The organism is Paenibacillus arenilitoris, assembly GCF_014705655.1.
GTDB classification, from domain to species: domain Bacteria; phylum Bacillota; class Bacilli; order Paenibacillales; family Paenibacillaceae; genus Pristimantibacillus; species Pristimantibacillus arenilitoris.
Window position 1 is genome coordinate 20,899 of the sequence record NZ_JACXIY010000050.1, and the last position, 22,888, is coordinate 43,786.

Annotated in this window: 17 protein-coding genes; 6 read left to right on the forward strand and 11 right to left on the reverse strand. The window is 59.6% G+C overall.

Annotation, left to right across the window (positions count from 1 at the left end):
• Positions 1–11: 11 nt before the first annotated feature.
• The 3 genes from IDH41_RS28450 to IDH41_RS28460 form a co-directional block, all read right to left on the reverse strand.
• On the reverse strand, positions 12–2,375 hold the full coding sequence (locus IDH41_RS28450) for a glycoside hydrolase family 95 protein (RefSeq protein ID WP_190867276.1): 2,364 nt from the start codon (positions 2,373–2,375) through the stop codon (positions 12–14).
• Positions 2,376–2,566: 191 nt separating this feature from the next.
• Positions 2,567–3,403, reverse strand: coding sequence for a sugar phosphate isomerase/epimerase family protein (locus IDH41_RS28455; protein ID WP_190867278.1), 837 nt, complete (start codon positions 3,401–3,403; stop codon positions 2,567–2,569).
• A 35-nt stretch (positions 3,404–3,438) separates the two neighbouring features.
• Entirely contained in the window at positions 3,439–4,512 is a 1,074-nt protein-coding gene (locus tag IDH41_RS28460) for a Gfo/Idh/MocA family protein (RefSeq protein ID WP_190867280.1), read from the reverse strand.
• A 118-nt stretch (positions 4,513–4,630) separates the two neighbouring features.
• Here IDH41_RS28460 and IDH41_RS28465 point away from each other — a divergent pair, with 118 nt between their 5' ends.
• Positions 4,631–5,512, forward strand: a complete 882-nt coding sequence (locus tag IDH41_RS28465; protein ID WP_190867282.1) for an AraC family transcriptional regulator — start codon at positions 4,631–4,633, stop codon at positions 5,510–5,512.
• A 336-nt stretch (positions 5,513–5,848) separates the two neighbouring features.
• On the opposite strand, the gene IDH41_RS28470 is transcribed toward IDH41_RS28465, so the two are convergent.
• The gene (locus tag IDH41_RS28470; RefSeq protein WP_190867284.1) at positions 5,849–7,078 is read right to left on the reverse strand and encodes an MFS transporter; all 1,230 of its coding nucleotides are present in this window, start codon (positions 7,076–7,078) and stop codon (positions 5,849–5,851) included.
• Between the two features lie 254 nt (positions 7,079–7,332).
• Between IDH41_RS28470 and IDH41_RS28475 the strand changes: the two genes are divergently transcribed.
• Positions 7,333–7,998, forward strand: a complete 666-nt coding sequence (locus tag IDH41_RS28475) for a GntR family transcriptional regulator (RefSeq protein WP_190867286.1) — start codon at positions 7,333–7,335, stop codon at positions 7,996–7,998.
• 296 nt (positions 7,999–8,294) lie between these two features.
• Here IDH41_RS28475 and fabF read toward each other — a convergent pair whose 3' ends face one another.
• Positions 8,295–9,533 (reverse strand): beta-ketoacyl-ACP synthase II, encoded by a 1,239-nt coding sequence (gene fabF, locus IDH41_RS28480; RefSeq protein ID WP_190867288.1) that lies wholly within the window; start codon positions 9,531–9,533, stop codon positions 8,295–8,297.
• A gap of 127 nt (positions 9,534–9,660) precedes the next feature.
• Between fabF and IDH41_RS28485 the strand changes: the two genes are divergently transcribed.
• From IDH41_RS28485 to IDH41_RS28500, 4 genes are all read left to right on the forward strand, one after another.
• A complete protein-coding gene (locus IDH41_RS28485; RefSeq protein WP_190867290.1) occupies positions 9,661–10,509 on the forward strand; it encodes a helix-turn-helix transcriptional regulator in 849 nt (282 codons plus the stop codon).
• Positions 10,510–10,677: 168 nt separating this feature from the next.
• Positions 10,678–12,195 carry a glycoside hydrolase family 32 protein gene (locus IDH41_RS28490; RefSeq protein WP_190867292.1) on the forward strand — a complete coding sequence of 506 codons (1,518 nt, stop codon included), beginning with the start codon at positions 10,678–10,680 and terminating at the stop codon, positions 12,193–12,195.
• Between the two features lie 10 nt (positions 12,196–12,205).
• Positions 12,206–13,012, forward strand: a complete 807-nt coding sequence (locus IDH41_RS28495) for an SDR family NAD(P)-dependent oxidoreductase (protein WP_190867294.1) — start codon at positions 12,206–12,208, stop codon at positions 13,010–13,012.
• The gene (locus IDH41_RS28500) at positions 13,009–14,211 is read left to right on the forward strand and encodes an enolase C-terminal domain-like protein (RefSeq protein WP_190867295.1); all 1,203 of its coding nucleotides are present in this window, start codon (positions 13,009–13,011) and stop codon (positions 14,209–14,211) included. The genes IDH41_RS28495 and IDH41_RS28500 overlap by 4 nt, the downstream gene beginning before the upstream one ends.
• A 378-nt stretch (positions 14,212–14,589) precedes the next feature.
• On the opposite strand, the gene IDH41_RS28505 is transcribed toward IDH41_RS28500, so the two are convergent.
• The 6 genes from IDH41_RS28505 to IDH41_RS28530 form a co-directional block, all read right to left on the reverse strand.
• Entirely contained in the window at positions 14,590–15,366 is a 777-nt protein-coding gene (locus tag IDH41_RS28505) for a DeoR/GlpR family DNA-binding transcription regulator (RefSeq protein WP_190867297.1), read from the reverse strand.
• Positions 15,367–15,444: 78 nt separating this feature from the next.
• Complete coding sequence (locus tag IDH41_RS28510; RefSeq protein ID WP_317890834.1) at positions 15,445–17,868, reverse strand: alpha-mannosidase; 2,424 nt, start codon at positions 17,866–17,868, stop codon at positions 15,445–15,447.
• 102 nt (positions 17,869–17,970) lie between these two features.
• Complete coding sequence (locus tag IDH41_RS28515) at positions 17,971–18,894, reverse strand: class II fructose-bisphosphate aldolase (protein ID WP_190867299.1); 924 nt, start codon at positions 18,892–18,894, stop codon at positions 17,971–17,973.
• 36 nt (positions 18,895–18,930) lie between these two features.
• Complete coding sequence (locus IDH41_RS28520; RefSeq protein WP_190867301.1) at positions 18,931–19,815, reverse strand: carbohydrate ABC transporter permease; 885 nt, start codon at positions 19,813–19,815, stop codon at positions 18,931–18,933.
• On the reverse strand, positions 19,815–20,765 hold the full coding sequence (locus tag IDH41_RS28525) for a carbohydrate ABC transporter permease (RefSeq protein ID WP_223830146.1): 951 nt from the start codon (positions 20,763–20,765) through the stop codon (positions 19,815–19,817). The genes IDH41_RS28520 and IDH41_RS28525 overlap by 1 nt, the downstream gene beginning before the upstream one ends.
• A gap of 80 nt (positions 20,766–20,845) precedes the next feature.
• A complete protein-coding gene (locus IDH41_RS28530) occupies positions 20,846–22,219 on the reverse strand; it encodes an ABC transporter substrate-binding protein (protein WP_190867303.1) in 1,374 nt (457 codons plus the stop codon).
• Positions 22,220–22,888 lie beyond the last annotated feature (669 nt).

Consider the following 22,888-nt stretch of genomic DNA (forward strand, 5'->3'; position numbering starts at 1 on the left):
TTGTCCCTCTCCTATCCAGTCGGTGTAATGTCGTACCATGCGTCCTTGACCGTGTCGAAAGGAATCGCCGCATCGAGCGCGGCTCCGTCCGACGTCCTGATCGCGACGGCTTCCTTGCAGACGATGCGGCAAGGGGAGCCGTGCGTCGATAGGATGCGGGCGGATTTCAGCTTGCCGGCCTTCCACTCGATATCGACGAGAAATCCGCCTCTCGCCTTCAATCCCGTTACATGCCCGTCCGGCCAAGCGGCAGGCAGCGCGGGAAGCAGCTCGAGCCTATCCAGATGGCTTTGCAGCAGCAGCTCCGCGATGCCCGCCGCGCCGCCGAAGTTGCCGTCGATTTGGAACGGCGGATGATCGTCGAACAAATTCGGATGCGTCGAGCGCGCGAGCAGCGTATGGACGAACTTGTATGCCGTCTCGGCGTCCGCGAGCCGCGCGTACAAGTTGATGAGCCATGCGCAGCTCCAGCCCGTATGTCCGCCGCCGTTCCGTATCCGGCTTTCGAGCGACAATCTCGCCGCTTCGACCAGCTTCGGCGAATGGTCCGGATTGATCGACGTTCCCGGGTACAAGCCGTACAAATGCGATACATGACGGTGACCCGGCTCATGCTCCCGGAACGGCTCGTCCCATTCCTGCAGCAGCCCTTCCGGCGATATGCGCAGCGGAGGAAGCTTCTCGAGCGCTTCCTTCATCCGTCCGGCAATCGGCTCGTCAAGCCCCAGGATCGCCGCGGCCTGCAGGCAATGTCCGAGGAGCTCGCGGATCAGCGTCACGTCCATCGCCGACGACGCCGCTACGCTGCTTACCTCGCCGTCTGCCGTGACGAATTTGTTCTCGGGAGACGTCGACGGCGACGTCCCGAGCTGCCCGTCCTCGTTCTCTTGCAGCCAGTCCAGGCAAAATAACGCGGCCCCCCGCATGATCGGGTATGCCCGGTCCCTCAGATAGGCGTCGCTCGGATTGAACAGATAATGCTCCCACAAATGCTGCGTCAGCCATACGCCGCCAAGCGGCCAGAACGCCCAGCTCGGATGGCCGGCCGTCGGCGTCGAAGCGCGCCACAGGTCGACGTTATGATGCGCGACCCAGCCCTCGCAGCCGTAATGGATAGCTGCCGTACGCGCGCCGTTCGCGCTCAGTTCCTCGATCATGCGAAACAACGGCTCGTGGCATTCGCTCAAGTTGCCGGTCTCCGCGGGCCAATAATTCATCTGCGTATTGATGTTCGTCGTGTAATCGCTGTTCCAAGGCGGCTGAACGCGGTCGTTCCATATCCCTTGCAGATTGGCCGGCTGCGTACCCGGCCGCGAGCATGCCATGAGCAAATACCGCCCGTATTGGAAGTACAACGCCTCGAGCTGCGGATCCCGCTCGCCACTCCTGTAAGCTTCGAGCCGGACGTCCGTCGGCCGTTGTCCGTTCGGCGACCGGCCGAGATCCAGATCGACGCGGCGGAACAAGGCGCGGTGATCGCTCGCATGCCGCTCGCGCAGCTCCTCGTAGCGGTGCGCGGCTGCCGAAGCCAAGTCGCGTCCGCTCAGCTCGCCCAGCTCCGCGCGGCTCCTGACCGGAGGTCGGTCGAAGCCGGCGAAGCTCGTCGCGGCGCTCAGTACGAAGGTGACGGCCTTCGCGCCCTCCACCTTAAGCCGATTGTCCGCATCGACTTCCACCGTGCCGCCTTCCGCTATCGCCTTCAGGCGAATTTGGAACGTCATCCCCCGATCCGCCTCGTACAGTACGGACCTCGGATGGTCGCCTCTATAATTGTCCGCGACGTGGCTCGGGCACCGTCCATGCAGCGCGATGACGCCGTCCCCCTCGGACGAGAGCTCGAACCGCAGATCGGAGACAAGCGATGCCGTGAGCGACAGCCGCTCTTCGCCGTCCGCTTCGTATCTCGCGACCAGAACTTGATCGGCGGCGCTCGCGAACGTCTCCCGCAGGTACGAAGTCCGGCCGATCTTATACCTTGCGGACGCGATTCCCGCGTCGATGTCCAGCCGGCGGACGTAGCTCTCGCGCTCCGCGTCCGGTTCCGCGTGCAGCTCGATTAACAAGTCCCCCATCGGCTGATACGATTCCGTATTCGTGCCGAGCATGCTGTCCCCGACCAGCTTCTCCGCTTCCGCGAACCGCTTCGCCGCGATCAGCTCGCGGGCGCGCTTCAAATAACGCAGCGCCTCGTAGTTGTTCGTGTCGCGAGGAAAGCCCGACCAAAGCGTATCTTCATTTAATTGAACGCGTTCCTTCTTCGCGCCTCCGAACACCATGCCGCCGAGCCGGCCGTTGCCGACCGGCAGCGCTTCCTCCCATTTGGAGGCCGGCTGCGCGTACCATAGCGTCCAATCCTGCATCGATTTATGCTCCATGTTTCGGTCTCCTGTTATCGTTTTCATATTTTCGGATAGATAACGGTCATTATTCATCATAACGGAATCGGCTCCCCGTACAGTACCCATAAGATTATGCTTAAAATCATATGTAAATTAGCGCTCGCCTAAACGCAATAAGGCCGTCCGAAGGGAGAAAACCCTTTCGGACAGCCTATGAAGCCGCTTGTTTACAAGCCTGCCGCACCGAATACTTTGTCAAAGCCGGCCTGCGACCGTTTGAACAGCTCTTCCGGCGTTTGATTCGGCGGCTCCGCCGTCAATATTTCTTGCGAGACGGCGCCTTTGTAGCCGATCTTGTGAAGCGCCTTCAGGAAGCCGGCCAAATCGATGACGCCCTCGCCCGGATAAATGCGGCCGTTGTCGAGCGCTTCCTCCACCGGCACGTCCGGCGCGTCGTTAATATGCACATGCACGATCTGGTCGGCGCGCAGCGCTTCGATGTCCGCGACCGTCAGGCCGTTCGTATACCAGTGGTAAGCGTCGAACAGCAGGCCGACGTTGCTCTCGCCGATCGCGCCGATCCAGTCCAGCGTCTCCTCCACCGTCCATATGAACGGATTGGCCCAGCGCGTCCGAAGGTGATGCGGACCGACGAACTCGAGGCCGAGCCGGATGCCGTACGCGCCGAGAATTTGCGCGCATGTGCGCAGGCGGCGGGTTGCCACCGCCATGAAGTGCGCCGCCTTCCAATCGGTCGAAGGCAGAATGTACGTACAGCAGCTCGTACAGCCCAGCGCCTGGGCCGCAGCGGCCGCAGCGGCCAGCTTCTGCACGCCTTCCAGGAACGCTTCCTCCGTCGTTCTCCATTCGACCGGAAGGCCGATCGAGCCGATGACGAGGCCGTTCGACTCCAGAAGGTCGCGCGCCTTCTCAACGCCGTGCCGCGCGATTAGCGATGCGGCGTCCAAATCGACCGCCTGGAAGCCGTGCGCGGCCGCCAATTCGATGAAACGCTCGTCGCTTTCGATACGGCCGAGCCCTGCCCCGGTTAATCCTCTAAGCATGCGGGATGCACCTCTCTTGTTTTTTATAGGAACGATTACAGATTCCAGTCCAGCTTCACTTCGCTGCCCGTGCGGGACGATTCGTAGATCGCGTCGAGCACGAGGTTGTTCGTAAATCCGGTGAGCGCCGACGTGATCGGCTGCTTGCCTTCGCGGATGCATTCGAGGAAATGGCGGCTGAGGCGCGCTCGTTCGCCTTCGTCGTTGTCCGCTTTCCGAAGCTCGGTCTCGATCGGGCGGTCGAACTTCTCCGTCAGCAGCTTGCCCTGCGCGCCGCGGTAGCTTGCGCCGCCTTCGGACCCCATGAGGTGAATGAACGGCGTATTGTCCGTGTCCATGTGGACGGCCCAGCTGACCTCGAGCGACAGCGTGCTGCCGTCCTCCATTTTGATCAACGCGGTTGCAAGATCCTCCACGTCGTACGTGCCGTTCCAATTCGGCCTGCCCCAAGTGCCGATGCCTTTGCGCTTCGGACCGAATTCCGCGTACGTGGCGCCGTATACGGAAACCGGCTTCGGATTGCCCATCAGGTACAAGGCAAGGTCCAGCATATGTACGCCGATATCGATCAGCGGGCCGCCGCCGGATTGGTTCATTTGCGTAAACCACGTGCCCCAGCCCGGAATGCCTTTGCGGCGGTACCAGCCGGTCTTCGCCGTATAGATTTTGCCGAGCTCGCCGCGCTCGACCTGCTCCTTGATTTGCATCGGAACGGACTCCCAGCGCATTTGATGGCCGACCATGACGACGCTGTCCGACTTTTGGCTCGCCTTCAAAATTTGCCTGGCCGCATCGGAATTGATGCCCATCGGCTTCTCCAGCAGAACGTGCTTGCCCGCTTCGATCGCCTGGATGGCGAGCGGCGCGTGGAACTGGTTCGGCACGCCGATCACGACGGCGTCGACGTCCGCGCGCTGGATCAGCTCCTCCGGCGACGCCGCGACGCTGCCGATGCCGAACTGCTCCGCCTTCTCCTTCGCGAGCGGCATATACGCGTCCGAAATCGCCGTAATCTCGCACAATTCCGCCAGTTTGGAAAACTCCCTCGCATGCACCCCGCCGATATTGCCGGCGCCGATGATGCCGATTCTGATTTTATCGTTAGCCATCGTTCGAATTCCTCCTTCGAAATCTCAAACCACGTTATTTATGTTAGAATAAATGAGGACAGAAAGCGTGCTGGTTTTTCGAAATAAGTCTCATTTTTTCGGAGGATGCCATAATTTCATGACGTATATCCCGGATTATCTGAAAACGTATCCAAACATGAATACCTCGTCGCCGCTCCACATCAGCCTGAACCGGTTGTACCACGGCTTCCGGCCGCACCGTCACGATTTTCTCGAATTTTCGTTCGTCGTGGAGGGGCGAGGCTCCGAGTCCATTAACGAAGCCCGGCACCAGATGCTGCCCGGGACGTTTACGTTCGTGCTGCCTTACCAGGTCCATGAGCTGTTCACGGAGCCGGGGAGCACCTTGGTTCTCTATAACTGCATGTTCAGCATGGACCTGCTCATGGAGCCCGGCCGGGAGGACGGCCTGCTGGAGCTGATCGACCGGAACACGCTGCCATCGTTCGCGCAGCTGGACGGCGGGGACATGGAGAGGATGCGCTATTTGGTTGAAGATATGTACCGCGAATACATCGGACAGGAACCCTGGCGGAGGACGATGCTGCAGGTGCGTCTGAAGGAAATATTGGCCTGCTTCGACCGTTACCGCCGGAAGGACGCCCCGGCGCTGGCCGCGTTCCCTCCCGCCGCCAAACCCAAGCCATCCGTCTGGCCGATCATTCAGCATATCCATCTCCATTATCGGGACGATCTCGCCTTGTCCGATCTGGCGAACCGCTTCTCGCTCAGCGCCTCCAGGATCAGCGAGGTCATCAAGCTGACGACCGGCCAAACGTTCGTTCATTTCCTGCACGACCTGCGCCTGCGGCATGCATGCAGCCTGCTCGCCACCACCGATATGAGCGTGGCGGAGATCGCGCTGGAGGTCGGCTACGGCTCCTACAAAACGTTCTCCCGCATCTTCCGCGAGACGAAGGGCGTCGTGCCGAAGGATTACCGGAAGATGAAGCTCTCGAGGCAGGACGTTCCGTCCTGACCGGAGCCGAACGGAAAGAAGGGCTTCCCTCCGCCGGCGCGCCGGCCGGCAAGGGGAGCCCTTCCTTCGGTTATGTGTTCATTGGAAGACGGATAGGATGACAAACAGGATGGCCAGCAATACGTAAATGACAAGCGATACGATCATTAATGTCCGCTTACTCACATCGCTACTCTCCTTCCAGCACCTGATTGGGCTATACACCATTATTGTATGTGCACAGGGACAACGCGGAAATTGTCCGAATGAGAAAAATCGTCTCAAGGCGTATTGGCGCGAAGAGCAGCCTTCCCTCTCATCAATAATCCATATGCGCTCGTGCTGGCCCGAATGCCATCAGGGTTGGCGCGTCTTCTCCCGGTCGCGCGGCAGCAGGATCGTCAGCATGCCGAGCAGCGGCAGGTACGAGGTGCAGCGGATCACGAACGCGATGCCCATCGAATCCGCCAAATTGCCGAGCACCGCGGAGCCGATCCCGCCGAGTCCGAACGCCATTCCGAAAAATACCCCCGACACCAGCCCGACCTTGCCCGGCAGCAGCTCGTTCGCGTACACGAGAATGACCGAGAAGGCGGACGCCAGTATGAGACCCGCGAAAAAAATAAGGACGACCGAAAACGCCAGGTTCGCGTACGGCAGCAGCAGGGCGAACGGGGCGGTGCCCAGTATGGAGAACCAGATCAGGCTCCGCCTGCTGAATTTGTCGGCAAGCACGCCGCCGAGCAGCAGCCCGATGACGTTGGCGATCAGGAAGACGAAGAGAACCAATTGCGCGGAGCCGACCGACAAGCCGAAATGCTCGATCGCGTAGAACGAATAATAGCTGCTGATCGCCGCGATGTACACGTTTTTGGAGAAGACGAGCAGCATCAATATCGCAAGGGCGAACACGATTTTGCCGATCGGCAGCCGGGTTGCAGCTTCCGGCTTCGCGGCGGCTTTGCCGGCGCCGCGCGGAGCGAGCGCGAGCTGCGTGCCGTACCATTTGGCCACGATATATTGAATGACGATTCCGATCGTGACCGCAAGGGCGAACCAGATGACGCCGCGCTGCCCGGTATGCACGAAGATGGCCGCGGTCATGACCGGCGCCAGCGATTGGCCGATATTGCCCCCGAACTGAAAGATGGACTGTCCGGTCCCCTTCCTCGCGCCCGCCGCCATGTACGATACGCGCGCGCTGGCGGGATGAAACACGGCCGAGCCGACGCCGATGAGCATGACGGCCAGCAGGACGACCCAGAAATCGGGCGCGTAGGCAAGGGCTGCGACGCCCCCCATCGTGAAAAGCATGCCGATCGGAAGAAGCATCGGTCTCGGATGCGTGTCAGAGAAGATGCCGACGACCGGCTGCAGCACGGCGGCCGTCACATTAATGACGAGCGAAATGAGGCCGATCTGGGAGAAGCTGAGCGCGAGCGAGTCTTTTAGAATAGGAAATAAGGCCGGCACGACCGATTGGATCGTATCGTTGATCAGATGGACGAAGCTGATCGCGAACAATAACGGAAATATCGTTCGGACCGCTGCGGGCGGCGATGCGACGGTTGCGGCTGGACTGGACAAGGCGATTCCTCCTCAAGATGCGCATGTGTGATATGAAATATGCGATATATTGCAGATTATAGGTCAGCCCTTCCGCGAATGCAATACCTTTCTTCCCTGCGCGCATTCGGTCGGCACGTCTTGGCGGCAATCATGCCGTCCTTCCATGCGGTCGCCGGTTTGCAATACGATAGCCATATGCGATATATTAAATACCGGTTAGTCATACGATCGATCGCATCGTTGACCGACGAATCAATCAAGGAGGGACCGCGATGCCCATTCCGTCCGATTACGAGATTCCCGTCAGACTATCCGCCAAGGAACGGACGCTCAGTCAGCTCCAGAAGTGGATTATAGACGGAACGCTGCAGCCCGGCGAGAAGCTGAACGACGCCGAGCTGGCCGGCGCGCTTGGCGTCAGTCGCACCCCGGTTCGGGAAGCGTTCCAGTTGCTCGAGGCGCAAGGACTGATTCAAACCTTTCCAGGCAAAGAAACGAAGGTCATGCCGCTGGCGAAGGAAGATATCGTGCAGCTGTACGCTCCGCTGACCGCGCTGCATGCGCTGGCGGCCGAGCTCGCCGCGGGGAACGCGCGGCATGAACAGCTAATCGAGCTGCGGGAGCTGAACGATCGCTTCAAGTACGCGTTCGCTAGCGATCGGCTCTATGAAGCGATGGAATTCGACGAGAAGTTTCACGAGACGATTTTGCAAATCGCGGGCAATCCGTACATCGTCTCCTTCAGCGCCTCTCTGCAGCTGCATATCCGGCGCTACAAATATATATTTCTGAAACGGCCGATCTGGGAATCGAAGACGGCGGGCGAGGACCACGAGGCGATCGTCGCCGCGCTCGAGGTAGGCGACGGGCCGCTGACCGCCTCTTTAATGAAGCAAAACTTGACGAGGCCGCTCGAGCATCTCGATCTGATGCTGTAAAAGCTTAATAAGAAAAAAAAGGATCTAGCCGCGGCGCAAACACGCATGACTTGATCCCTTTTTTCGCTCTGTCCGATTCTTACGGACTTAAAAGTCGTTATTTGACCGAAATTTTCCTTTTTGAAGTCGTAACGGACTTGAGTGACCTTATTTCGGCCAACGGAAACGTTAAAGGTGAAATATAGAGCCGATAGCGTCTCTCCTGTCCGTTAAAAATGAAAAGAAGGCCGACTCATCGAAATAAGAGCCTGCCGGTCCGTAAGAAGTCAGCATACATCAAATCCGGGTTCACGCGGCTACGCGCGGTATTTCTTCAGCACGATGACCGCGTTATGGCCTCCGAAGCCGAAGGAATTGGACATGCCGATCTCCAGCCTCGCTTCGCGGGCGGTATTCGGCACATAGTCCAGGTCGCATGTCGGATCGCGTTCCTCTTGGTTGATGGTCGGCGGAATGATGCCCTCCCGCAAGCTCATCGCCAGCGCGATCGCTTCCGCCCCGCCTGCCGCGCCGAGCATGTGGCCGGTCATCGATTTGTTGGCGGTGACGGGTACCCGGTACGCATGCTCGCCGAACAAACGCTTGATCGCTGCCGTCTCCGAGCGGTCGCCGATGTCGGTGCTCGTCGCGTGCGCGCTGATGACGTCGATCCCGTCCGGCTGCAGTCCGGCCTCGCGAAGCGCCTGCCTCATCGCCTGGAACGCCCCGATGCCTTCCGGATGGGTGGCGACCATATGGTAAGCGTCGGAGCTGTTGCCGTAGCCGATTACTTCGGCGTAAATCCGCGCCCCCCTCCGCCTCGCGTGCGACAGCGATTCCAGCATGACGATGCCTGCGCCTTCGGCCATGACGAAGCCGTCCCTCCCCGCGTCGAACGGCCTGCTCGCCTTCGCCGGCTCGTCGGACCGCGTCGAGATCGAAGTCGAATTGCCGAAGCTCGCGAGCGAAATGTCGGTAATCGCCGCCTCCGTCCCGCCCGCGAGCACCGCGTCGGCGCCCCCCGCGCGGATAAGCCGCCACGCTTCCCCGATCGCGGTATTGCCGATCGAGCAGGCGGTAACCGGAGACAGCGTCGGGCCCTGCGCCCCGATTCGGATGCTGATCATCGCCGCCGCCATGTTCGCGATCATCATCGGCACCAGCGTCGGGCTGACCCGCTCAGGCCCCCTCTCCCTAAGCACTTCCGCCTGATCGAGCAGCGTCTGAATGCCTCCGATGCCCGAGCCGACGTAAACGCCCATTCTTTCCCGGTCGATCGTATCCAGCTGCAGGCCCGAATCCGCGAGCGCCTGCTCGGCGGCCGCAATCGCGAATTGGCAGAAGCGGTCCATGCGTCTCGCTTCCTTCCGCCCGAACAGCGCCTCCGCGTCGAAATCCCGCACGAGACCGGCGATTTTCGCCTTATGCCTCGACGTATCGAAAGCGTCGATGAGCCCGATGCCCGACTCCCCCTTGACCAGCCGATTCCAAAACGACTCCACGTCGTTGCCGAGCGGCGAAATGATCCCCATACCCGTAATTACGACACGCTCCATCGAAAGTTCCTCCTTCGGAAAGCTCTTATTGGATAGTAGTTTGTCATAACCTTTATCCTATTACAAGTTGCCGTTTATTATAGTATAATGAATACCACCTTAGACGATGGAACGGGAGGAATCCGCCATGAACCGCGAGACGCGGCTGCAAGCTTTATCGACCTTCCTTAAGGCGAAGCGCGCCAAAATAACGCCGGAGTCCGCCGGGCTGCCCGCCGGAACACGCAGAAGAACGCCCGGTCTCAGACGCGAAGAAGTCGCCCAGCTAGCCGGGGTCAGTCCGACCTGGTACACGTGGCTCGAGCAGGGCCGCGACATTCAGGTCTCGTCCTCGGTGCTCGACTGCGTCGCGGCCGCGCTGCGCCTGAATGAGGATGAGCGCAAATATTTGTACGCCTTGGCCGCCGACGCCGGGCACGGGTCCCTCCCCTTGAAGGAAGAGCTGTCCGAAATAACGCCTTCTCTGAAGCATATCATACAGGAGCTGCGCTTCTGCCCGACGATCGTCTCCGACCGCCGCTGCCAGATCGTCGGATGGAACCAGGCCGCCTCCTACGTCTTCATGGATTTCGACCAAATTCCGGCCGAGCGCCGCAATCTGATCCAGCTGCCGTTCGAGCGGCAGGAATTTCGCAGGCTCGCGGGCAACTGGGAACACTTCGTCGGCGGCTTCCTCGCGATCTTCCGCGCCTATTACGGCCAATACGTCCAGGACGAGTGGTATGGGCAGTTTATCGAGGGCATGTCGGCGCGGCACCCGGAGTTCCGGTACTTATGGGAGCAGAGCCAGGTCAGCTCGGCCCCGGACGTGCTGCTCGAGTTCCGCCATGCCAAAGCGGGCAAAATGCTATTCCACCTGACGTCGTTCCAGGTGCAGGGCGGTGCCGACCTGCGCTGCAGCGTCTATACCCCGGCCCCCGAATCGTCGACGGAGTCGAAGCTGAGGCGGCTCATGGAGCGCGGCGGCTCGCTATGAATTCAACGAAATGCAGACGCCTCCTTCCTAATCCCGGTGGTTTAAAACCTCATAAAACCTCGGAAATATCAAAATAAAACCACAAAACATCACACTTTATCATTGACTATTACGGGTTTTGATTCTACTATCAATCTTGTAAGGATCAATTGAAATGAGGTGTTTTTCATGAAGACCGAAGTCGAACGCGATGAAGCCGATCGGCACGCCATTGCCCAAGCGACGGAAGCTTTGTCTGTTTTGGAAGCGCATACAACGAAAGATCCGCACCGGCTCGGCTACCACTTCATGGCGCCTGCCGCGTGGATGAACGATCCGAACGGCATGATTTACTTCAAAGGCGAATACCATATGTTCTATCAAATCCATCCTTATAGCGCGGATAACGGCCCGAAGCACTGGGGCCACGCGAAGAGCGCCGACATGGTGCATTGGGAGCATCTGCCGCTTGCTCTCGCCCCGGTCGAGGATTACGAGCGCGGCGGCTGCTTCTCCGGCACCGCCGTCGACGACGACGGCGTATTCACCTTGATCTATACCGGCAACGCCGTGGAGAACGGCGTCAAGAAACAAACCCAGTGCATCGCCGTAAGCGGGGACGGCATACGGTTCGTGAAGCACGACGGCAATCCGGTCGTCGGACGCTATCCCGCGGACGCTTCTCCCGATTTTCGCGATCCGAAGGTGTGGAAGCACGACGGCGTCTGGTACATGGCCGTCGGCTCGGGGAAGGACGGCGTCGCCTGCGCCCCGCTCTATACCTCGGACGATCTTCGGAGCTGGGCCTACGTCGGCATTATGGCGCGAAGCAAGGCGCCGGGCGAAGGCGTCGTCTGGAACTGCCCGGACTTCTTCTCCATCGGCGGCAAAGATGTACTGGTCGTCTCGCCCGCCGTCTGGCCCGGCAACTTGAAGGAAGTCCGCAAGACGATGTATTATATCGGGCGAATGGATTACGAGACGGGCGTCTTCGAACCGGAAACGGACGGCGACATCGACTTCGGCGACGATTTCTATGCGCCGCAGACGCTGATCGACGGCAACGGACGCGTCATTCTGCTCGGCTGGATGGACATGTGGTTCAATCCGATGCCGACCAAGGCGTACGGCTGGGCCGGGGCAATGACGCTCCCGCGCGAGGTAATCCTTCGCCCGGATGGCAAGCTCGGCTACCGGCCGCTGGCGGAGCTTGAATCGCTGCGAGAGAAAAGGCTGCATCACTCGTCGCACTCGCTTACGTCCGGCTCCAAGCGAATCGCTGGCGCCGACGGCGCCATGCTCGAGATCGAGCTGGTCTTCGATGTCGCCGCTTCGGATGCCGGCCGCTTCGGCTTGAAGGTCCGGCAATCCGCGAACGGCGCCGAAGAGACGGCCGTCCTCTACGACCGCTATCGCCGCGAGCTGACCGTCGACCGCTCCCGCGCGGGCCAGGTTACCGCCAGCCCCAAGCCGTGCCCGGTCGGTCCGGATCCGGACGGAAGGCTAAGCCTGCGCGTATTTCTGGATCGCTCCTCCTTGGAAGTGTTCGCCGGCGACGGCGAGGCGGTCATGACGAGCCGGATTTATCCGGACGGCGGCAGCCTCGGCTTGTCGCTCTTCTGCGAGGGCGGCGGCGCTTCCCTCCCGTCGCTTACGGTATGGCAGCTGGCGTCTGCGGCCGTTGCGAGCCGAAATTCATCATCGTGAGGTGAATCGCATGGATCAAGCCATCCGCAAGCGCAAGGCGCTCGTCACCGGCGGCAGCCGCGGCATCGGGCGCGGCATTGCGCTGACGCTTGCCTCCGAAGGATACGACGTCGCATTCAGCCACTGGAACGATCAGGAAGAGGCGGAGAAGACCGCGGAGGAAATCAGGGAAGGCTGCGGCGCTCTATGCTATGTCTTCAACGGCAATTTGGAGGACGCCGCCGAACCGGAACGCCTTACCCGGCAATCCGTCGACGCGCTCGGGCATATCGATCTGCTCGTCAACAATGCGGGCATTACGTTGTTCGGCGACTTTAGGACGATGGAGCCGGAGAGCATCGACAAGCTGCTGCGCCTCAACCTCCGCGCCCCGCTCCTCATGATGCGGCATGTCGGCCGCCATATGACCGAGAAGCAAATCCGGGGCAATATCGTCAACATTACGTCCACCCGCGCCGAGCGCGCCTATCCCGGCGACTCGGCGTACGGCGGCGTCAAGGCCGGTCTAAGCCGGGCCGTTCAATCGGCGGCGCTTGATTATGCGCCCTCCGGCATCCGGGTTAATTGCGTCGCGCCGGGCGCCATCGCTACGATCGCGGAACGGGAGCCGTATTACCGGGCGCTCGGCCGCAAAATTCCGCTCGGCCGGCCGGGTTATCCCGCGGATGTCGGGCGCGCGGTCGCGTGGCTGGCTTCCGATCAGGCTTCGTATATAACCGGAACGACGCTCCGGCTGGACGGCGGATTGATTTTGCCCGGCATGCCGGAGTCGGTAGGATTAAACGAGGAATCGGACTGGAGAGGAGAAGGACAATGAATCCTTTGCAAATTGCGAATGTCAAGGCGCTGCTGACGGCACCGGACGGCGTCAATCTCATCGTCGTCAAAGTCGAGACGACCGAGCCGGGGCTGTACGGGGTCGGCTGCGCCACGTTCACGCAGCGGCATCTGTCGGTGCGCTCCGCCGTCGAGGATTATTTGAAGCCGTTCCTGATCGGCAAGGATCCTCGGCGGATCGAGGACATTTGGCAGTCATCCATGGTAAGCGGCTATTGGCGCAACGGACCGATCATGAACAACGCGATCGCCGGCGTCGACATGGCGTTATGGGACATCAAGGGCAAGCTGGCGAATCTCCCGGTCTATGAGCTGTTCGGCGGCAAATGCCGCGAGGCGGCGCCGGTATACCGTCATATGGACGGCCGCGACCCGCATGAAGTCGAGGACAACGTGCGCAAATTCATGGAGCAGGGCTACAAATATTTGCGCTGCCAGATGGGCGGTTACGGCGGCCGCGACCACCTGCTTCACTCGCCCGAGCAGCCGCTGCCCGGCGCTTACTACGACCCGGACGCGTACGCGCGATCGGTCCCGAGGCTGTTCGACCATTTGCGAAGCGCGATCGGCTTCGAGGTCGAGCTGCTTCACGACGTGCACGAGCGGGTCGTGCCGATCGAAGCGGTACGGCTGGCGAAGGAGCTGGAGCCATACCGGCTTTTTTTTCTCGAGGACGCCCTCCCGCCCGAGCAGCTGGACTGGTTCCGCATCGTCAGACAGCAAAGCGCGACGCCGCTCGCCATGGGCGAGCTGTTCGTGCATAGCGCGGAATGGATGCCGCTTATCGCGGAGCGGCTGATCGACTTCATCCGCTGCCATGTCAGCGCGATCGGCGGCTTGACCCCCGCCCGCAAGCTTGCGTCGCTTTGCGAGGCGTTCGGCGTGCGCACCGCCTGGCACGGACCGAACGATCTGTCGCCGATCGGGCAAGCGGCCAACCTCCACTTGGACCTGAGCAGCCCGAATCTCGGCGTGCAGGAATGGAGCCCGTTCTCCGAACGGATGCGGGAAGTGTTCCCCGGAAGTCCCGAAGTGCGCGGCGGCTTTGCTTATGTCAACGATAAACCGGGGCTTGGCGTCGACATCGACGAGAAGCAGGCCGCCAAGTATCCGTGCCATAACGATCTGCCGGCCTGGACGCTGGCAAGGCTGCCCGACGGCACCGCCGTCCGTCCGTAGGCCGGGGCATGATCCGCTTCGCATGACGACAAACATGGATTAACACGAAACGGCGGTGCCACGGGACGTTCCCGGCACCGCCAATTCGTGGTTATGACCATTCTCCGAACCGGCAACGAACCTTACCACGTTTCGGAGCCGGATCTGATTTGTCACTCAGCCGAAGCATGAGCTCATTCGCGCCGTTCCAAGAGAATCAAGTCTGATTTCTAGACCTGATTCGCCACTTCGAGATGCATTTGCGCATCAGAGCTAAATTTCAGCTCTGATTTGTCGCTGAGCCGCCGTTATAAAGATCGCATCGCCATCTCGTGAGGCGGATGCCATGAGAAGCCGTCCTCCCTGGTCGCCTCATGACCTTGGAGACGGCTCTCTCCCTCATTTCACCGGACATACGACGACTTCGACGCCGGTATCCTCGATCTGCTTCAGCATGTCCGGATCGGCCAAATCGCTCGTAATGAGCATGTCCACGTCCGCGAAGCTGCTGAACGCCACGAGCCCCTGCTTCATGAACTTGCTATGGTCGGCGAGAAGCACGACCTTCTGGCCGGCCGCGATCATCGCCCGCTTGATCTCCGCCTCGTAAATGTCGGAGCTCGTAAAGCCTTTGCGCAGCGAGATGCCCGAAGCGCCGAGGAAGGAATAATGCGCGTTATACTTCCGAAGCTCCATCTCCGCCTGCGGCCCGACGAGGCTCATCGACTTTTTGATCAGCTTGCCGCCGAGCACGATAATGGACGTCTCCTCGTTCTGGCTGCATTCCTCCGCCACGTTCATGCCGTTCGTCACGACCATGAGGCTATCCTTCTGCTTCAAATGCCTGGCCATGCACCAGGTCGTCGAGCCCGAATCCAATATAATGATCTGCTTCTCGCCGACAAGCTCCGCCGCTTTTCTCCCGATGGCATCCTTCTCGTCAAAAAAATGCAGCGTCCGCTGCTGGACCGGCGGGATCGGCAAGCTGTCCACTTCTTCGCTCAGGATGGCGCCGCCGTAATTTTTGACGACCAGCCCTTCGCTCTCCAGCTGGTTCAAATCGCGGCGGATCGTCTCCTCCGACACGTTGAATTCCTTCACCAGGTCGGATACCTTCACGCTGCGCTGCTCGAACAGCCGCTCCTTTATTTTGTTTCTCCGTTGGATTACGATCATATCCCTGTCTCCTACATCCTTATTTTCACTCCCAACTATGCAATAAATGCTCCGAAATTTCAATGGCATGCAGCGGGACTACCACTCGAGCAGGTTCGTTTCGGTCACCGGCAGGGCACCGTCCTTCGGAATCCGGAATGTCTTGATCTCACACGGGCCGAACCGGGCGCGGATTTCCCGGTTCCGCTGCGGGAGCCGAATGACGGCCTCCGTCGCGATTTTCGCCGTTTCGTAGCAGCGCAGAATCATGTCGTCGTTGTCCTCCGCTTGCTTGACCGCGCTGACGATAATATTGTCCTGCTCCACGGACAGATAGCTGTCCCGCTGCGGAAGGCTGCCTTCGTGGAACGATTCGATCACCGCGACCGGCCTTTGATTGATCTCGGCCGCGCGCTTGACGGTGCCTGCCCGCTCCCAGCCGCCTTCATGCGGGAGGAGCGAGTAACGAAACTGCTGAATGCCTTGGTCGATGAACGAATAGTGCCCGCGAGGATCCGGAACGAGCGGATCGTGATGGGCGTAGATCGGGCTGCGCAGCACCGTCATCGCCATTTCCTTGTTATGGATGCTGTAGCTGTACTTGGCGTCGTTCATCAGGCTTATGCCGTACGCGGCGCCGCCTTCCCGCGTCACGCCCGAATAATCGATCCAGCTCTGCCCCGGCTCCTCCTCCCCGTTATGCGCCCGTTCGATATAGCCGAACGGAATTTCATAGCTTTGCCGGGTGAAGATCAGATTGACCGGGAACACCAGCTTCAGCAGCTTGAACGGCTCCCGCCAATCGACCGTCGCCTTGACGTCGATCCGGTCCAGCTCGCGGTACATGCTGAAGTCCTGCACGATGACGGAACGCTCATACTCGCTCGTTACCCGAATGACCGACTTTACGGGACCATGCTCCACCCGCTTCACGCTCGCCGCCTTGAAGGCGCCGATCTCTTGATTGAAATGAAACACGTTATGGCTCCACGTATCCGATCGGTCCTCGAACACGACCGGCCTCGCCGCAGCTTCCCGGAACACCTCGGTTTGCGCCTTCTTGTCGAAGAGGCTTGCGATATACCCCGTCTGCGGGTCGAATTCGAGCCGGAACCGGTCGTTCTCCATCGCGAAATCGCTCGCTTTCAGCGGCTGCGCCTCTGCCCTAGGCCCGGACGCTTCGGGCAGCAGCCTGTATGTGCGGTAGCCCATCGGCGGCAGATCCGCGACGAAGCAGAGCCGGAACCTGCCGCCTGCCGTCGCGAGCGATTGCACGGTCTGATGCGGCACGGGCTTGCCCGTATCGTCGACGAGCAGCGACGTCTCCTTCATACCGCCGATTTCAAGCTCCACAATCGCCTTGCTGTTCCAGGAATGAGGATTAAAGACGACAATCGGCTTCACGCCTTCCTCCTGCGCGATATGGATATTCCAGGAGAGCGATTGCACCGCGTCATTCAACCCCCTGTCTGCGATCGACATCGCTTCGCCGTACATATTCCGCGCATCTTCGTAGGCGGGCTCGATGCTCGTGCCGGCCAGGATGTCGTGGAACTGGTTGAACAGCACGTTTTTCCAGGCTTGGCCGTAATCGCCCGGATACGGCTGGCCCGTTACCCAATTGGCGAAGACCGACAGCTTCTCGGCGGCGAGCAGCTTGTTCTCGGCCTGCCGGTTCCATTGCTTCACCCCGGAATGGGCGGCATAACAGCCGCTGGCGTGATGCTGGAGATCGTCGTGCACGACGGGGTAGGTCAGCCCCTTGCGCTCCATCTCGTCGAAAAACCGGTTCGGCGTGCTGAATTCCAGCGCCGGGTAGGCCGGGTCGGCATTCATCGCGCGGATGCTCTCGATATTCTCCTTCGTCGGGCCGCCGCCGTGATTGCCGACGCCGTAGAAGCACATCAGCTCGTCGTACGGCGCCTTCAGCTCGCCCGCGCAGCGGGTCACGTGCTTGTTCAGCTCCTTGCCCCACGTGCAGTACTCGAACAAAATGCGGAAGGCGAGCACGCGCGAGCCGTCGTCGGATTCCCACTGGAACAGCCTGCCCGGCAGCCCTTTCTCGCTTGGCATCGGCCGCATCATAATATAGTAGTCCATCCCGCTCTTCTTCAAAATTTGCGGCAGCATGCCGTGATGCCCGAAGCTGTCGACGTTATAGCCGACCTTCGCCGTGACGCCGAATTTTTCCTTGAAGTAGCGCTGGCCGTACAAGCCTTGGCGGACGAACGATTCCCCGCCCGGAATGTTGCAATCCGGCTGAATCCACCAGCCGCCGACGATTTGCCAGCGCCCTTCCTCGATGCGCTGCTTGATCTCCGCGAACATGCCCGGCTCGTTCCGTTCGACCCATTCGTAATTGGCGGCCGAGCTGGACGTAAACAGGAAGTCGCCGTATTCCTTCATGCGGTCCAGCGCGGAGCGGAACGTCGCCTTCGTCTCCTGGAAGCCTTCCTGCCACTGCCACAGCCATACGGGATCGAGATGGGCGTTGCCGATCATATGAAGCTTTTTGTTTTTCACGGTTAATCGTCTCCTCCGATTTTTTGGAATAAGAATTAGACGGATAGCAAAAATGCGCAACTTCGCCTGACGCTGCGCATTTCGACCGAACCGGCGGTTCCGTTATTTAGCGGCGTACAAGCCGGCCTTGCCCCGGCTGCCGAGGAACGCCCCGATCTTGTCCGCGACGGTCCGCTCGACCGCCTCCCTGCCCTTGGCAAGCGTTTCATCCGGCAGCGCCTTGCACGCTTCATTCGCGATCCGCTCCTCGCGGCCGATCGCAGACAGGAAGGAAAGCTCAAGGTCGGTCGCGATATTGACCTTGCTGACGCCGCCGCCGGGCAGGCGGATCGCTTCGCCCATCATCTCCGCCGGCACGCCCGAACCGCCGTGCAGCACGAGATGGACCGGCGTAAGCGCCCGGATCGCCCGCAGGCGCGCGAAGTCGATCTTCGGCTGCCGGACGGCGTATACGCCGTGAGCCGTGCCGCACGACACCGCGAGCGCGTCGACGCCGGTCGCCAACACGAACTGCTTCGCCTCGGCCGGGTCGGTATACAGCTCCTCGTCCTTGTCCGTCTCGATAAAATCGGTCGTGCCGATCATGCCGAGCTCCGCCTCCACGGACACGCCTCTTGCGTGCGCGTATTCAACGACCTCCCTCGTGACGGCGATATTGTCCGCCAGCGGCTTCTCGGACGCGTCGATCATGACCGAGGTGAAGCCGGCGTCGATCGCGGCCGCGATCACGTCAAGCGACTTCGTATGGTCGAGATGAAGCACGGCCGGCACCGTAATCGACAGCCCCGCCATCCGCTCGTAGAACCGCTCGCCGAATTCCTCCGGCGTGATGCCGTAGCGGATCAGCTCCTTCTCCGATATTTGCACGATGAGCGGCGAATCCGCCGCCTGGCCCGCCTTCAATACCGCCTCGATCAGCGGCGTATAGCGCGGCGAGAAGGAGCCGAGCGCAAACCGGCCGGATTCCGCAACCGCGAGCGCCTGCTTCAGCGTCATGACCCCGTTTGATTTTTGTCGATTTGCCATGTTCCTCTCTCCTTCTTGATTGGTATCGGACCACTGCTACCCTTTCGTGCCGGCGGTCAAATTCATGCCTTCGATGAAGTATCTTTGGAAAAACATGAACAGCGCGATGACCGGAAGCAGCACCATGAGCGATGCGGCCATCAAATAATGCCACTGCGTCGCTTCCGTCCCCTTGAACGTCTGAAGCCCGATTTGCAGCGTGTACATCTTCTCGTCGTTCACGTACAGGAGCGGACCGAGAAAATCGTTCCATGCCCCGTTGAAGGAGAAGATGGCGATCGTCGCGACGGCCGGCTTGATGAGCGGCACCATGAGTCGCAGCCAGATATAGAAGTGGTTCGCTCCGTCGATCTTGGCCGCGTCGATCAGCTCGTTCGGAATGGACATGAAAAACTGGCGCAGCAGGAAAATAAAAAACGCGCTTCCGAACAAGGACGGAACGATGAGCGGCCAATACGTGTTCATCCAGCCCAGCTTGGCGAACAAAATATATTGCGGTATCATCGTGACGAAGCCGGGGATCATCATCGTCGCCAGCACGACGGCGAACAGGAAGCTCCGGCCCGGGAACTTGATTTTCGCGAAGCCGTAAGCGATGAAGGCGTTCGAGAACACGCTCGCCAGAACGACGCATACCGTAATCAGAGCCGTATTCATTAACCACCGGGAGAAATGGGCCGCTGGCGAAGTCCATGCGCGCACGTAATTGTCCCAATGGATTTCTTTCGGAAAGAAGGTCGGGGGGTATTGCATGATTTCCTCCATCGGCTTCAGCGACGTCGAGATCATCCACCAGATCGGCGACAGGATAATGACGCTTCCGCCGATCAGCAGAATCGCGACGACGGTTTTCCGAAGCCCTTCCTGGAAGGCCAAGCCTTTGTAATAGCGCCGCTTTGCCGTCTGCGCCTTCGCGCCCATTAGCGGTCACCTCCCTCGTAATACACCCATTTCTTGGCCAAAATCAAATTCACGACGGTCAACGCCATGACGATCAGGAAGAGCACCCAGGCCATTCCGGTCGCATAACCCATATCGAACACTTCGAAAGCTTTGTTCCACATATGCAGGTTGTAGAACACCATCGAATTCATCGGCCCGCCCTCGCCGCTTTCCGACATGACGTAGGCCTCTTGAAACACTTGAAAGCCGCCGATCGTGCTCGTGACGATATCGAAAAAAATAATCGGCGTGATCATCGGCAGCGTAATGGTGCGGAACCGTCTGAACAAGCCGGCGCCGTCGATTTCGGCCGCTTCGTACAACTGCTTCGGCACGCCTTGCAGGCTGGCCAGATAGAGCAGCATCCCGCCCCCGACGCTCCACAGCTTCATGATGATCAGCGACGGCTTCGTCCAGTCCGGATCGAACAGCCACGCGGGCCCCGCGATGCCGACGAAATCGAGCACCGTGTTGATGAGGCCCGTCGAAGGGCTAAGCAGCTGCATCCACAAAATATAAACGCCGACGCCGGACAAAACGGCGGGCAAGTAAAAGATCGTGCGAAAGATTCGCATGCCCGGAATGCCCTGGTTCAGCATGACGGCAAGGAGCACCGCGAACACCGTCGTGAGAGGCACCATAAACGCCACGTAGTACAGCGTGTTGCCCAGCGACTTCCAGAACAGGCTGTCGGCCGTGAACATGCGGACGAAATTGCCCAGTCCGATAAAATCCATCCTCGACGTGATGTTATAATTCGTAAAGCTCGCGTAAAGCGAGAACAGCATCGGCCCCAGCGTAATGAACAGGAAGCCGATCAGCCACGGGGAGACGAACACGTACCCCTGCAGCGCTTCCCTTCTCTCCATCGTCAGCCGTCTCCGCTTCATAGGCCGCGCGGCCGCGGTTTTGGTCGGCAGTTCATTCATACCGGCTTCTCTCCTTTCCTATCAAACGGAAAGGAGCGGCAAGCGTCCAGCCGCCACTCCGCCCGTCGTGCTCGCGCCTGTCATTTGTTCGCTTTCACCAATGCTTCCACTTCTTTCTGCGCTTGCTCGAGCGCTTCTTCGGCTGTTTTCTGCCCGAGCAGGGCAGCCTCCGCCAGCGGGTTAAGCAGGCTGCGGAAGTCGGGCGCGAACGCCGGAATCGGGAAGATTTTCGTATCCTTCAAGTTTTTGACCGCCTCGCCGTATACCAGCTTCCCTTTTTCATCAAGCTCCGCGTTCGTCGCCGCCTTTTCCGACGCTTCGATATTGGCGACGTTGTCGAAGTTTTTGATCGCCCAATATTCCTGCGCCTGCACGTCGGTCATATACTTCATGAATTCCCACGACGCTTCCGGATGTTTGGCGCCGTACGGCATTTCGATGACGAAGCCGCCTCCGGAGCTGATATGGCCCGAGCCCGGCTTGTATTCGGGAATCGGCGCGATGCCGAAGTTGACGTTCTTGCCGTAGTCGCGAAGCTGCGTATAGAAGGTGGCCGTCTGGTTGATCATCGCGACCTTGCCGGAGATGAACGGATCCGCCTGCTGGCTGCCGAACTCCGCCTTGAACGCGTTAACCGTGCTTTCGCCGAGCCGCTCGGTCCACTTGTTGATCCATTTAAGCGCTTCCACTTTGTCCGGCGTATGGATCGTAACGTTCCCTCCCTTATCGACGAAGCCGATGCCTTTGTCCGCGTTGTACATCCAGCTGTCCCAGCCCCAGTTGCCCCAGCCGTTCGGATAGAAGCCGACGCGCTCGTAGCGGCTGCCGTTTTTCTTGTCCAGCTTGATCGCGAATTGCTCCAGCTCCTCCCATGTTTTCGGAGGCGTTTCGGGATCCAGCCCGACTTCGGCGAACGCGTCTTTATTGTAGAAGAGGAATCTTGTATCCGTATTGAACGGAAGGGCGTACGCCTCCCCGTTATATTCCACCGTATTCCATAATTCCGGGAAGAAGCGGCCTTTAATGTCGTCCTTCGCCAGAAACTCGGACAGATTGACGACCTGCTTGCTGCTCGCGCGCTGCGCTATCGTATTAATATCGTTGATAATAACGTCCGGCGGATTGCCCGCCGCGATGGCCGCCAGGTTTTTCGTCCAGATGTCGCCCCAAGGCAAATACGTATGCTTCACGATTATCCGATCCTGCGAGCTGTTGAAATCGGCGATCATCTTCTCGATGATCGGACGGCGCGTCTCGGATCCCCAGAACGTCCAGAAATCGAGTTCGATCTTTTCCGCCGGCGCCTCGGGCTCCCCGCTTGCCTCCGCGTCGCCCGGCGAGGCGGACGGCGGGTTCGTCGCGTTGCCGCCGCTTCCTCCCGAGCAAGCCGCCAACAGCAAGCTCATGGTCAACATAACCGACAAAAGCATAAGTAAACGATTCTTTGCTTTCATTCTGATTCGACCTCCCAGCTTTTTATAAACCACATCACTCCACACACAACTTTTTACTTGTCCTGAATAGCAAACGCTTACATATGGTTTTATGTGGTTTGTAAAACCAAAATACCGCACAACCCGTAAGAAGTCAATGACTAATTTTGACCGTTCAATGGCGCGGGCGTAAAAAAACACCAGTTATTGAGGCCGCTTAAGCCTCAATAACTGGTGTAATTCGCTTCCCGATTCCACTGCCGACAAAAAACCGCAAAATCCGTCTATCCCGTTCGTTACTCCGCTGCCGCTCTGCGCCTCGCTTCTTCGTATAGCGGCGCATGATCCGCGATCCAGACTACCTTACGCGCCGCCTCGGGTTCGTATTCGACTTTACCATCCTAGCATATTTCGCCGAACCGGCCTTCCCTAGTCCTCTTGTCCTTCTTTCAAGATCGTTCAAAATGAAAGGATGACAACGCCAGAACGATTGCCAATCGCCAGTCACGCCGCCGTTCGTTTCTCCGTCGCATTGGCCTTCGCCCTATTAATCCTGGTCCCCCCGCGCTCAAGGAGCGCTGTTCAAGGCGATGGACCGAAGGCGCAAGAACAAAATCACCTAACGGTGACTTAACGTGCTAGCCGACGGTTACTCTTCCGCCGGCTCTTTCTTTCTCACCAAGTCTCCGT